The following is a 12,492-nucleotide window of genomic DNA, read 5'->3' on the forward strand; positions in this document are numbered from 1 at the left end:
ATATGACGACCCGTCAGATACGGGAAGGGTGCGTGAAGGCAGTACTCGACAGAAAGCCCCGCGCGACAGGAAGCCCCGCGCGACAGAAAGCCCCGCGCGACAGGAAGCCCCACACGGCTGAAAGTCCCACACGGTTGAAAGTCCCACGCGCCGGAAAGCCCCGGCACCGATCCGTCGGTGCCGGGGCTTTCGTAAGTGGAGGTGCTACGCCGCCGCGCAGTTCGGGCAGACGCCCCGGTACGTCACCTCGACGTCCGAGACGGTGAAGCCGAAGCGCTCCGAGTCGGGGAGGTCGGCCAGCGGGTTGCCGCCGGGGTGGACGTCCCGGATGGTGCCGCACTGGGCGCAGACCAGGTGGTGGTGCGGCTGGTGCGCGTTCGGGTCGTAGCGCTTGGCGCGCTGGTCCGTGGCGACCTCGAGGACCTCGCCGAGGGAGACCAGCTCGCCCAGCGTGTTGTAGACGGTCGCCCGGGAGATCTCGGGCAGCTTGGCGACGGCCCGTGAGTGGACTTCGTCGGCCGTCAGGTGAACGTGTTCGCCGTCGAGCACCTCGGCCACGACACGCCGCTGCGCGGTCATCCGCCATCCGCGTCCGCGCAGCCGTTCCAGAAGGTCACTCATGCGCACCAGCCTAACAGCAAAGGGGACCAGGTCGCGACCAGGTGTGACTTTGGATGTCCGCTTGTATTAGACAGTATCTATTGTAGGATTGAGTTCGACTTTGGCCGAAACGGCCGGTGTGGATGGCTTGTCGTGAGCGGGCGGGCCGGACTTCCCCGGGAGGGGGTCCGGCCCGCCCGCGTGCGAAAACGGGCTCAGGCCGGTACGTGCTGCCGGGCCGGGGCCCAGCATCGGATGATGTCGCGGACGGAGACGATGCCGACCGGCTCGTCGTGGTCGAGAACGATGAGGTGGCGGAAGCCACCGTGTGCCATGGCGCGGGCCGCCTCCTCCAGGGTCCAGGTCGGGGCGGCGAAGACCACGTCGGTGGTGGTGTGGGCGTGGACGGGTTCCGAGTCCGGGCTCTGGCCGAGGCCGACCGAGTTGAGGACGTCGCGTTCGGTGAGGATGCCGACGCCGTCGGCGTCCGGGTCGTGGACGATGGCCGCGCCGATCCGGCGGGCGGACATCAGGGCGGCGGCCTGGCGGAGGGTGTGGGTGGGGCCGATGGTGAGAACGACCGTGCTCATGGCGTCGCGGACCAGCATGGGTTCCGAGTCACCTCCTAGGAACCGCTGCGATAGTTCAGCGGTTCACAAGTTCACAAATGAGGGTGTCCTCAGAGTGGCAGGTAAAGCGGAGGTCAACAAGGGGGCGCGTGCGGTCGATTGAGGGCGTGCGCGCTCATCTGTGCCCCTCAGTACCGCTCGTTGAGATACCCCAGGAACTCGTCGTGCAGCAGGCCGTTCGACGCGGCCGCGTTGCCGCTGTGCGGGCCCGGGCGGCCGTCGAGGCCGGTGAAGGTGCCGCCGGCCTCCGTCACGACGATCGCGTTCGCGGCCATGTCCCAGAGGGAGAGCTCGGGTTCGGCGCACAGGTCGACCGAGCCCTCGGCGACCATCATGTAAGGCCAGAAGTCGCCGTACGCGCGGGTGCGCCACACCTCGCGGGTCAGGTCCAGGAAGCCGCCCAGGCGGCCCTGGTCCTCCCAGCCGGTGAGCGAGGAGTACGCGAAGGAGGCGTCCGAGAGCTTCGAGACGCGGGAGACCTGCAGGCGGGAGGCCGAGGTGAGACTGCGGCCGGAGAAGGCGCCGTGGCCCTTCGCGGCCCACCAGCGGCGGCCGAGGGCCGGAGCGGAGACGACGCCCACGACGGGCTGGTAGCCGCCCTCCGCCGCCTCCATGAGCGAGATGAGGGTGGCCCAGACGGGGACGCCGCGTACGTAGTTCTTCGTACCGTCGATCGGGTCGATGACCCAGCGGCGGGGCCCGGTGCCCTCGATGCCGTACTCCTCGCCGAGGATCGCGTCGCGGGGTCGGGCGCGCTGGAGCTGGCCGCGGATGAGTTCCTCCGCGGCCTTGTCCGCCTCGCTGACCGGAGTCATGTCCGGCTTCGTCTCCACCTTGAGGTCGAGGGCCTTGAAGCGGGCCATGGTCGCCGCGTCGGCGGCGTCCGCGAGGACGTGGGCGAGGCGGAGGTCGTCGTGGTAGTCCGGCATGTGATGAACGCTATCTGCCGGTGGTGGTACGGGGCTACAGGGGGCCTGGTCGTGGGGGTCGGGGACGGGTGCCGGGCGGGGGCCTGCAGTGGGCACGTCCGCCCGCGGCCGGGGCGGCAGAGGGGCGCCCACAGCTCGCGAAAGCCGGTCGAGCGCCCCCGCGTGCCGTCGCGAACCCTTGACAGTGACTCCGTGCGCGTCAAATCTGGGCGCAGTGCCGCTCGCCCTCGGGAGGCGAAGATGCCTGCAGCGCGGGAATCCCTGCTGGACGCCGCTTACACGGCGCTGGCCCGTCGGCCGTGGTCCGCTGTGCGGATGGTGGACGTGGCGGCGGCGGCCGGAGTGTCCCGGCAGACGCTCTACAACGAGTTCGGGAGCAAGGACGGGCTGGCCCGCGCCCTCGTCAGGAGAGAGGCGGACGGCTATCTCGTCGGGATCGAGCGCGCGCTCACCGGGACCGGTGACGCCCGCGACCGGCTGACCGCCACCGCCGAGTGGACCGCGTCGACGGCCCGCGACAACGCGCTCGTACGGGCCATGCTCACCGGCTGCTGGAGCGAGCGGCTGCCCTCGCCGGTCCTGTCGGCGGTGCCGTCCTCCTCGGCCGTACCGGCGCAGCGAAGGGCGGACGGCCCCCTGCCGTCACCCGGTGACTTCGTGACGCTGGTGCGCGACCGGGCCGTGACGGTTCTCGCCGGACCCGGCACACCGAAGTCGGACTCCGCCGAACTGGCCCGCTCCTGCGAACTCGTCGTCCGTCTCGCCCTGTCCTGCGTGTCGGCCCCGCCCGGCGAGGGCGGCGTCGAGGCTCTCGTACACAGCGCCTTACAGCGGCAGTTGGTTTTATAGAGTGCCGCGCTCTCCGAAGCGCCCCTGTGCTCGACCGGACCCGCTCAGTGGGCGGAGCCCGACAGCTGGAGTCCGATCACCCCGATGATCACCAGGCTGATGGAGACGATCTTCAGCGTGGACACGAGGTCGCCGAGGAAGATCATCCCGTAGATCGCGGTCCCCGCCGCGCCGATGCCCGTCCACACGGCATACGCCGGTCCCACATCGAGCTTTCTCAGCGCCAGGGTCAGCAGACCGAAGCTGCCGAGGGCGAACACGCAGAATGCGACGGTCGGCCAGAGTCTGGTGAAGCCGTGTGACAGCTTCAGACAGACGGCGAAACCGGTCTCGAGCATCCCGGCCACGACGACCAGCAGCCACGCCATGTGCTGTCCTCCCGTAGATGTCCACGTGTCCCAGCGTTCTGTGACCGCTTCATCAGGTTTTGGTCAGGCCTGGATCCGGCTCGGTGCGATTATGCCCTTACCGGACCTACCCCGGGACAAACAACGCGGAGGTCAGTCGCCTTCCGTCCGCTCCCTCGTCGCCAGCATCCGGCGCAGCGAGTACAGCCGGGCCGGGTCCGCGTGCCCCTCCGCCACCCAGGCGTCCAGCGCGCAGTCCGGCTCGTCGTGACTGCACGCGCGCGGGCAGCCCTCGGTGCCGGGCTCCAGGTCGGGGAAGGCTTGGATCACCCGGGACGGATCCACGTGGTGCAGGCCGAACGACCGCAGGCCCGGGGTGTCGACCACCCAGCCCGCGTCGCCCGCGAGCGGCAGTGCCAGTGCCGAGGTCGTGGTGTGGCGGCCGCGGCCCGTCACCGCGTTCACATGGCCGGTCAGCCGGCGGCGCTCCTCCGGGACCAGCGCGTTGACCAGGGTCGTCTTGCCGACGCCCGAGTGGCCCACGAAGGCGGTGATCCTGCCGTCGAGCTGCTCGCGGACCCGGCCCACCGCGGCACCGCTCTCCAGTTCCTCGCGGCTGGTGACGACGTACGGGATGTCCAGGTGGCCGTAGAGCTCCAGCAGCTTGTCGGGGGAGGCGAGGTCCGACTTGGTCATGACCAGGAGGGGTTCCAGGCCGGCGTCGAACGCCGCCACCAGGCAGCGGTCGATCAGTCGCGGGCGGGGTTCCGGGTCTTCGAGGGCCGTGACGATGGCGAGCTGGTCGGCGTTGGCGACGATGACGCGCTCGTACGGGTCGTCGTCGTCCGCCGTGCGGCGCAGGACCGATTTCCGGTCCGCGATGCGGACGATGCGGGCGAGGGAGTCCTTCTTGCCGGTCATGTCGCCGACGATGGCCACCCGGTCGCCGACCACCGCCGCCTTGCGGCCGAGCTCGCGGGCCTTCATGGCCATCACGATCCGGTCGTCGACCAGGCAGGTCAGACGGCCCCGGTCGACGGTGAGGACCATGCCCTCGACCGCGTCCTCGTGCTTGGGGCGGATGTGCGTACGCGGTCGGTTGCCCTTGCGGTTCGGGCGGGAGCGGATGTCGTCCTCGTCGGTGTGCTTGCCGTAGCGGCGCATGAGTGAGTCCCTACGCCCCGAGCATCCCGGTCCACAGGTCGGGGAAGTCCGGGAGGGTCTTCGCCGTCGTCGCCACGTTCTCGATCTGCACGCCCTCCACCGCCAGCCCGATGATCGCGCCTGCCGTCGCCATGCGGTGGTCCTCGTACGTGTGGAAGATCCCGCCGTGCAGTCGGCGCGGGCGGATGTGCAGGCCGTCGGCGGTCTCGGTGATGTCACCGCCGAGTTCGTTGATCTCCTTGGTGAGCGCGGCCAGGCGGTCCGTCTCGTGCAGTCGCAGGTGCGCCACGCCCCGGAGGGTGGAGGGGGAGTCCGCGAGGGCCGCGACCGCCGCGATGCCCGGGGTCAGCTCGCCGACCTCGCCCAGGTCGACGTCGATGCCGTGGATCGCGCCCGAGCCGGTGAACACCAGGCCGTACTCGGTGAGTTCGCAGGAACCGCCCATTTCGGTGAAGATCTCCCGCAGCCGGTCACCGGGCTGGGTGGTGCGGGCCGGCCAGTCGGGGACGACCACCTTGCCGCCGGTGACCAGGGCCGCCGCCAGGAACGGCTGGGCGTTCGACAGGTCCGGCTCGATGGTCAGGTCCCGGCCGAGCAGGGCACCCGGCGTGACCCGCCAGACGTTCGGCTCGCCGCCCGACTCCGGGGTGTCCACCTGCGCGCCGATCGAGCGCAGCATGTCGACGGTCATCCGGATGTGCGGCATGGAGGGCAGCGCCGAGCCGATGTGGCGGACCTCGACGCCCTGGTTGAAGCGTGGGCCGGAAAGGAGCAGGGCCGACACGAACTGGGAGGACGACGACGCGTCGATCTCGACCGTGCCGCCGTCCAGCGCGCCGCCGCCGTGGACCGTCAGCGGCAGAGCGCCGCGGCCCTCGTCGTCGATCCGGGCGCCGAGGACACGCAGGGCGTCGATCACGCCGTTCAGGGGACGCTCGTACGACCTCGGGTCACCGTCGAAGCGGATGGGGCCGTCGGCGAGCGAGGCGACCGGCGGCAGGAAGCGCATCACCGTGCCGGCGTTGCCGACGTCGACCGTGGCCGGGCCGGACAGGCCGGTCGGGAGCACGCGCCAGGCCTCGCCGGAGCCGTCGGGGCCGACCCCCTCCTCGATGGCGACGCCCATCGCCCGCAGCGCGCCGGCCATCAGCAGGGTGTCGCGGGAGCGAAGCGGGCGGCGCAGCCAGCCGGGCTCGGAGGCGAGGGAGGCCAGCACGAGGGCGCGGTTGGTGACCGACTTGGACCCGGGCACGTGGACCGTCGCGTCGACGGCTCCGCTTGCGTGCGGGGCGGGCCATAGGGCGGTGTGTGCGGGGTTTGGGGCCATGGGCCCCACTTTAATGGTCGGCCGTGGTTCGGGTGCGGCGCCGTCGAGGCTGGTCGTACCACGTGGCGCAGCCGCATGCCGGCACGACTGCGCGCCCCTGAGGAGGCGCTTCAGCCCTCCAGCAACCAACGGCCACCGCCTATCAGTGAGCACAGTGAGACCGCGTGGAACAGGAACAGCCACAGCCCCGCCGGAACATGCGTCAACCGCGACAACTGGTCCGCGTCCGAGTCCCCCGCCCCTCCGCGCGCCCGCTTCGCCTGGAGCTCGAACGCCGGGCGCACCCCGCCGATCAGCAGGAACCACACCACCGCGTACGCGAACGCCGCCTGGACCTGGGGTCCTGTCATCCAGGACACCAGCACGAACGTGCCGCCCGTGACGAGGACCGTCACCGCGCCGTACGCGTTGCGGATCATCACCAGCATCGCCACCAGCAGCAGCGTCGCCAGCCACAGCAGTGCGGTGATGTGGCCGGCGCCGAGGAGGGCGGCGCCGCCGAGGCCGAGGAGCGGGGGAGCGGTGTAGCCGGCGGCCGCGGTGAGGATCATGCCGATGCCGTGCGGCTTGCCGCGGCTGACGGTGAGGCCGCTGGTGTCGGAGTGGAGGCGTATGCCGGTGAGGGTGCGGCCGGTGAGGAGGGCGACCAGGCCGTGGCCGCCCTCGTGGGCGATGGTGATGGCGTTGCGCGCGACGCGCCACAGGACGTGCGGGACGACGACGGCGAGCGCGGCGACGAGGGTCGCGATCACCACCCACAGGTCGGGGTCGGGCTGGCTGCCGAAGACCTCGTCCCACAGGGAGGCGAGCGAGTCGGATGCGGTGGTGAGCATTGTCGCGGTGGCTCCCGTGGGTCTCGTCGAATCTGGCAGTGTGGCACGTATGTGCGGACGGTATCTGAGACGCCGACCTGGCAGCGATCGTTCCTGACGGTAAACGTGCAGGTCACATGACAAGAGCCCCGGAGTGGTGATCCGGGGCTCTTGTTCTGCCCGTGGCGACTGCGTGCTGCTTCGCACCGGGACGGCGCCCGGTTCAGCCGGAGCGGGTCCCGTCCACCACGTAGCCTCGCCGCTTGTCGACGACGTTGCGCAGGGGGCGGCCCTCGGTGTGGCGGGTGAGGTTGTCGAGGAACACCTCGATCAGCGCCTCCCGTTCACTCGTGGTCTCGCCCGCCGTGTGCGGGGAGATCATCACGCCGGGCATGTCCCACAGGGGCGAGCGGGCCGGCAGCGGCTCCTCGTCGAAGACGTCCAGGGCGGCCCCGGCGAGTCGGCCGTCGGCGAGGTGGTGGATGAGCGCCTCCTCGTCGACGAGGCCGCCGCGGCCGACGTTGATCAGCCGGGCTCCGGGCTTCATCGCCGCCAGCGCGGACGCGTCGACCATGCCCCGGGTGGCCTCGGTGAGGGGGGCGGCCAGGACGACGTAGTCCGCCTCGGCCAGGCCGGAACGCAGGCCGGCGGGGCCGTGGAGCGTGCCGAAGTCGGGATCGTGGGTGCGGGCCGTGCGTCCGGCGCCGCACACCCGCATGCCTACGGCACGCAGGAGCCGGGCGATGGCGCGGCCGATCGGGCCGGTGCCCCAGATCAGGGCGGTGCGTCCGACGATGCTGTCACTGGGACGCGGACGCCATTCGCGACGCTGCTGGTGCTCCCAGGTGCCGGGGAAGTCCTTGGCCAGGGCGAGGATCAGACCGAGGACGTACTCGGCGGTCGGCTGGTCGTAGACGCCGCGGGCGTTGGTGAGGGTGACGCCCGGATCGTCGACGAGGGCGGGGAAGAGGAAGGAGTCCACGCCGGCGGAGGACGCGTGGACCCAGCGGGGCGCCTTCTCCGGGTTGTCGGGCCAGGACTCGCGGATGGCCGGGGTGATCGTCACCCAGGCCATGAGGGCGTCCGCGCCGGGGAGGAGCAGGGGAAGCTCCTCCTCGGTCGCGTACACCGTGTCCGCGAGCCGCTCGATGAGTCCGGTGGCGGGCGGAAGGTTGCCGCGGTACAGGACGACGAGTCGGTCGGGCATGTCAGGCTCCGGTCGGGACGGCGAGGTACTTGTACTCCAGGAAGCCGTCGATGCCCACGCGTCCGCCTTCGCGGCCGAGGCCGGACTGCTTGATGCCGCCGAAGGGGGCGGCGGGGTTGGAGACGAGGCCGGTGTTGAGGCCGATCATGCCGCTCTCCAGGCGTTCACTGACGCGCAGGGCACGGTCGAGGTTCTGGGTGAACAGGTACGCGGCCAGGCCGAAGTCGGTGTCGTTGGCGGCTGCGACGGCCTCGTCCTCGTCGTCGAAGGTGAGGATGGCGGCCACCGGGCCGAAGATCTCGGTGTCCATGATGGCGCACTCGGTGGAGACGCCGGTGAGGACGGTGGGCGGGTAGAAGTTGCCCGGTCCGTCGGGCAGTTCGCCGCCGGTGAGGACCTTGGCCCCGTGCTTGACGGCGTCGCGTACCAGGTCGTCGACCTTGCCGCGGCCGGCGGTGTCGATGAGCGGGCCGACGTCGATGCCGGGCTCGGTGCCGGGGCCGACGGTGAGCGCGGCCATGCGGGCGGTGAGGCGGGCGGCGAACTCGTCGGCGATCGAGGTGTGGACGAAGATGCGGTTGGCGGCGCAGCAGGACTCGCCCATGTTGCGCATCTTGGCGACCATCGTGCCTTCCACGGCCACGTCGAGGTCGGCGTCGTCGAAGACGATGAGGGGGGCGTTGCCGCCCAGTTCCAGGGAGGTGCGCACGACGGTGTCGGCGCACTGGGCGAGCAGGATCCGGCCGACCTGGGTGGAGCCGGTGAAGGAGAGCTTGCGGATGTGTCCGCCGCGCAGCAGCGGTTCGACGACGCCGGCCGCGTCGGAGGTGACGACGACGTTGAGGACGCCGTCCGGGAGTCCGGCCTCCTTGAGGATGGCGGCGAGGGCGAGGGTGGACAGCGGGGTCTGCGGGGCGGGCTTGAGCACCATGGTGCAGCCGGCGGCGACGGCTGGGCCGATCTTGCGGGTGCCCATGGCGAGGGGGAAGTTCCAGGGGGTGATGAGCAGGCAGGGGCCGACGGGCCGGCGGGTGACGAGGATGCGGTTCTTGCCGTCGGGGGCCGTCATCATCCCGCCGTCGATGCGGACGGCTTCCTCGGCGAACCAGCGGAAGAACTCGGCGGCGTAGGCGACCTCGCCGCGTGCCTCGGCCAGGGGCTTGCCCATCTCCAGGGTCATGAGCAGGGCGAGTTCTTCGGTGCGGGAGATGATGATCTCGTAGGCGCGGCGCAGGATCTCGCTGCGTTCGCGGGGTGGTGTCGCGGCCCATGCGGGCTGGGCGGCGACCGCGGCCTCGGCGGCTCGTCCGCCGTCGGCGGGAGAGGCGTCGGCGACCAGGCACAGTTCCTCACCCGTCGCGGGGTTGTCGACGGACAGCGTGCGGCCGGACTCCGCGTCCTGCCAACCACCGGCGATGAAGAGCTGCTTGGGAACGTCACGGATGAGGGCGTCGGACATGAGGGTGTCTCCTTCGATGGGATTCGTGCTGGTGCTGAGACGGCGAACCCCGTCAGCGGATGCGGTCCAGCGCCTTGTAGTAGGCGCCCGCGAAGGGCAGGAACCAGGCGGTGCCGTTGTAGAGGGGGATGCGGGGCGGGGCCAGGTCGCGGACCGGGCTGACCTCGGGATGGCCGTCCATCACCTCGGCCATGACCTGCCCCATGTGCGTGGCCATCTGCACGCCGTGGCCCGCGTATCCCATGGAGTAGTAGACGCCGTCCTCGGTCTGCCCGGCGTGCACGATGCGGTCCATGGCGAAACCGACGGAGCCGCCCCACACGTACTCGACCTTGGTCCGGGAGAGCTGGGGGAAGATCTCGCACATCTCACGGAACAGGACCGCTCCGCTCTTCTTGTCCGAGGTGGGGTCGGACGGTGCGAAGCGGGCGCGGCCGCCGAACAGCAGCCGGTTGTCCGGGGTGAGCCGGAAGTAGTGGCAGACCTTGTTGGAGTCCACGATCAGTCGGGCCTTCGGGATGATGTCCCGGGCGAGCTCCTCGCCGAGCGGCTCGGTCACGATGATGAAACTGCCCACGCAGACCTGCTGGCGACGCAGCCACGGGAAGTTCTTGTCGGTGTAGGCGTCGGTGGCCATCATGACCTGCCCGGCACGGATCACACCGCGCTCGGTGCTGACCTCGAACCGGCCCGCTGCGGTACGCCGCACACCGATGGCGGCGTTGCGCTCGTGGATCTCGACACCGGTGCGCTCGCACGCCTCGGCCATGCCGCGCACGAACCGGCCGACGTGCAGTGCGCCGCTGAACGGGTCGAGCAGGCCGCCGTGATACAGGTCGGAGCCGATCTCGGAACGCAGTTCGGACTTGCTGACCAACGTGGTCTCGTGTCCGAAGTACTTGGCCAGGTCGCGCTGTTGGGCCTTCTTGCTCTCGAAGTGCGCGGGGCGGGACGCGACACCCAGGCGTCCGACGCGACGGAACTGACAGTCGATGGACTCCTCGTTCACGAGCCGCTCGACGGTGTCCACGGCCTCGCCGTAGGAGTTGTAGATCTCGCGGGCCCGCTCCAGTCCGTACCGGCGGATGGCCTGGCTCACGCCGATGGTGAAGCCCAGGTTCGCCATGCCACCGTTGCGCGCGGAGGCCCCGGAACCGATCTGGCCCTTCTCGACGAGGGTGACGCGGGCGCCCTTGCGGGCGGCGTGCAGGGCGGTGGACAGACCCGTCAGGCCGGCGCCGACGACCACCAGGTCGGTGTCCTCGGACGGTGGCTTGCCGGACCGGTCGGGAAACACCCCAGCGGTTTCTATCCAGTACGGGATCGTCTTCATTTTCGGTCTCCTGCGAGGCGGGCATGGGGGACCCCCGGCCGGGCACGCACGGGGGTGCCCGGCCGATGGTCTGTCGACGGAGGGGGGAGGGGGGTCAGGTGAGGGGTTCGACGGGCAGGAGGCCCTGGCCGTCTCGGTGGCCGCCGAGTTTGCGGACGACGGCGACCAGGGCGAGGGCCAGGATCGCCAGGGCGATGAGGACCGCGCTGACCGCGGTGACGGTCGGGTCGACGTCGAACTGCAGGGCGTTGAAGACGAGGACCGGCAGGGTCCGGGTGTCGGGGGTCGACATGAACTGGGCGATGAAGAACTCGTCGAAGCTGGTGACGAACGCGAACACGGCCGCGGCGATCAGGCCGGGAGTGGCCAGGGGAAAGGTGATGCGCCGGGCGATCGTCAGCCGGGTGGCGCCCATGCTGGCTGCCGCGTCCTCCAGTCGTTCGTCGATGCCGCGCAGCGTCGACACCATGATGAGGATGGCGATGGGCGCGGCCAGAACCGTGTGTCCGAGGGCGATGGCGAGAGGGCTGCCGAGCATGCCGACCGGTTCGAAGAAGAGGAACATGCCGAGCGCGATGACCACTTGAGGGATGAGCATCGGGGCCAGGACCAGACCGTAGACGGCCGAGTGCAGCGGGAGGCGGCCGCGGGCCAGGGCCGTGGCGGCGGTCACTCCCAGGACGAGCGAGAACACCGTGGTCAGCGCGGCCACCAGGCTGGACAGCGCGATCGAGGTGGCCCAGTTGCCACCGGGCGCGAGCATCTGCCCGTACCAGTGGGTGCTGTACTGCTTGGGCGGGAACTCGCCGATGCCGTCGGCGCCGAAGGAGGTGACCAGGATGATGACGATGGGCATGGCCAGGAAGAGCAGGATGGCGGTGGCGCTGATCGCGCGGCCGACGCGTCCGGCTCGGGTGGCGGGCAGTTCCATCATGCGCTGCCTCCTCGTGCGTGTGCCCGCTTGCGGCGGAGCTTGGCCAGGCCCAGCACGCCCAGGCCGGCGAAGGTGAGCAGCAGCAGGATGACGCCGAAGGCTGCCGCGGAGTTCCACTGGTCCTGCTTCATCACCTGCTGGTCGATGAGGGCGGCGACCACGGTCTGCTTGGCACCGCCCATGAGGGCGGGGGTGATGTAGTAGCCGAGGCAGAGGATGAAGCTGAGCAGTCCGGCCGTACCGATCCCGGGCGCGACGAGGGGAAGGTACACGCGCCGGAAGATCGTGAACCGTCCCGCTCCGAACCCGGCCGCGGCGGCGAGCAGCCTGCCGTCGACGCCTCGCATCGCACCCTGCAGGATCAGCACCGTGTACGGGAGCATCACCGAGGTGGTGCCGATGACGACACCGGTCTCGTTGTACAGCAGCGAGAACGGGGCGCCCGGGATGTGCAGGGAGGCCAGGGTGGTGTTGATGATGCCGTGCTCACCGAGCATGATGATCCACCCGTAGGTGCGCACCAAGGCGCTGATGAAGTGCGGCACCACCACGATCAGCATGGCGAGCGCGGCGAACAGCGGTCGCATCCGGGCGATGGCGTGGGCCAGGACGAAACCCACCAGCAGGCTGAGCACGGCGGTCTCCGCGGAGATCCGCAAGGTGGAGATCAGCACCGAGAGGTTCGCGCCACTGAGTGCGTCGGCGTACCAGTGCAGGGTGAAGCCGCCGGTGTCGCCCTTCAGGCTGAGCGAGAGGACGCCGATGATCGGGTACACGAACATGACCAGGAGGAACACCGTCACCGGGACGGCGTTGACCAGCGCGATACGGGAGCGGTGCCCACGCAGCGCGGACCCTTTCGCGCGCACCGTGACGGGTGCGAGAGCGGTGTCGGCCACGGC

The 12,492-nt window shown here is 70.5% G+C and carries 13 protein-coding genes; 1 reads left to right on the forward strand and 12 read right to left on the reverse strand.

What is annotated here, in order from left to right; genetic code table 11:
• Nucleotides 1-204 precede the first annotated feature (204 nt).
• From ACFWWR_RS22850 to hisN, 3 genes are all read right to left on the reverse strand, one after another.
• Nucleotides 205-621, reverse strand: a complete 417-nt coding sequence (locus ACFWWR_RS22850; RefSeq protein WP_217239464.1) for a Fur family transcriptional regulator — start codon at nucleotides 619-621, stop codon at nucleotides 205-207.
• A gap of 194 nt (nucleotides 622-815) precedes the next feature.
• On the reverse strand, nucleotides 816-1,208 hold the full coding sequence (locus ACFWWR_RS22855) for a cyclic nucleotide-binding/CBS domain-containing protein (protein ID WP_383872468.1): 393 nt from the start codon (nucleotides 1,206-1,208) through the stop codon (nucleotides 816-818).
• Between the two features lie 149 nt (nucleotides 1,209-1,357).
• The gene (gene hisN, locus ACFWWR_RS22860; protein ID WP_384305026.1) at nucleotides 1,358-2,158 is read right to left on the reverse strand and encodes a histidinol-phosphatase; all 801 of its coding nucleotides are present in this window, start codon (nucleotides 2,156-2,158) and stop codon (nucleotides 1,358-1,360) included.
• 240 nt (nucleotides 2,159-2,398) lie between these two features.
• Here hisN and ACFWWR_RS22865 point away from each other — a divergent pair, with 240 nt between their 5' ends.
• On the forward strand, nucleotides 2,399-3,007 hold the full coding sequence (locus tag ACFWWR_RS22865) for a TetR/AcrR family transcriptional regulator (RefSeq protein ID WP_384305029.1): 609 nt from the start codon (nucleotides 2,399-2,401) through the stop codon (nucleotides 3,005-3,007).
• Nucleotides 3,008-3,051: 44 nt separating this feature from the next.
• Here ACFWWR_RS22865 and ACFWWR_RS22870 read toward each other — a convergent pair whose 3' ends face one another.
• The 9 genes from ACFWWR_RS22870 to ACFWWR_RS22910 form a co-directional block, all read right to left on the reverse strand.
• Nucleotides 3,052-3,375 carry a DMT family transporter gene (locus ACFWWR_RS22870; RefSeq protein ID WP_383872459.1) on the reverse strand — a complete coding sequence of 108 codons (324 nt, stop codon included), beginning with the start codon at nucleotides 3,373-3,375 and terminating at the stop codon, nucleotides 3,052-3,054.
• A 132-nt stretch (nucleotides 3,376-3,507) separates the two neighbouring features.
• Nucleotides 3,508-4,518: a ribosome small subunit-dependent GTPase A gene (rsgA, locus tag ACFWWR_RS22875; protein WP_383872456.1), complete on the reverse strand. Its 1,011-nt coding sequence runs from the start codon at nucleotides 4,516-4,518 to the stop codon at nucleotides 3,508-3,510.
• Nucleotides 4,519-4,528: 10 nt separating this feature from the next.
• Entirely contained in the window at nucleotides 4,529-5,845 is a 1,317-nt protein-coding gene (aroA, locus tag ACFWWR_RS22880; RefSeq protein WP_383872452.1) for a 3-phosphoshikimate 1-carboxyvinyltransferase, read from the reverse strand.
• A gap of 110 nt (nucleotides 5,846-5,955) precedes the next feature.
• Nucleotides 5,956-6,678 (reverse strand): M50 family metallopeptidase, encoded by a 723-nt coding sequence (locus ACFWWR_RS22885; RefSeq protein ID WP_383872449.1) that lies wholly within the window; start codon nucleotides 6,676-6,678, stop codon nucleotides 5,956-5,958.
• 202 nt (nucleotides 6,679-6,880) lie between these two features.
• Nucleotides 6,881-7,864, reverse strand: coding sequence for a D-2-hydroxyacid dehydrogenase (locus ACFWWR_RS22890; protein WP_383872446.1), 984 nt, complete (start codon nucleotides 7,862-7,864; stop codon nucleotides 6,881-6,883).
• A 1-nt stretch (nucleotide 7,865) separates the two neighbouring features.
• On the reverse strand, nucleotides 7,866-9,323 hold the full coding sequence (locus tag ACFWWR_RS22895) for an NAD-dependent succinate-semialdehyde dehydrogenase (protein WP_384305031.1): 1,458 nt from the start codon (nucleotides 9,321-9,323) through the stop codon (nucleotides 7,866-7,868).
• A 52-nt stretch (nucleotides 9,324-9,375) separates the two neighbouring features.
• On the reverse strand, nucleotides 9,376-10,656 hold the full coding sequence (locus ACFWWR_RS22900; protein WP_383872440.1) for an NAD(P)/FAD-dependent oxidoreductase: 1,281 nt from the start codon (nucleotides 10,654-10,656) through the stop codon (nucleotides 9,376-9,378).
• Nucleotides 10,657-10,750: 94 nt separating this feature from the next.
• Nucleotides 10,751-11,590: an ABC transporter permease gene (locus ACFWWR_RS22905; protein WP_384305034.1), complete on the reverse strand. Its 840-nt coding sequence runs from the start codon at nucleotides 11,588-11,590 to the stop codon at nucleotides 10,751-10,753.
• Nucleotides 11,587-12,489 (reverse strand): ABC transporter permease, encoded by a 903-nt coding sequence (locus tag ACFWWR_RS22910; protein WP_384305036.1) that lies wholly within the window; start codon nucleotides 12,487-12,489, stop codon nucleotides 11,587-11,589. Before ACFWWR_RS22910 ends, ACFWWR_RS22905 begins: the two co-directional genes overlap by 4 nt.
• Nucleotides 12,490-12,492: the final 3 nt, after the last annotated feature.

Source organism: Streptomyces sp. NPDC058678 (genome assembly GCF_042714835.1).
In the GTDB taxonomy this organism is placed as follows: domain Bacteria; phylum Actinomycetota; class Actinomycetes; order Streptomycetales; family Streptomycetaceae; genus Streptomyces.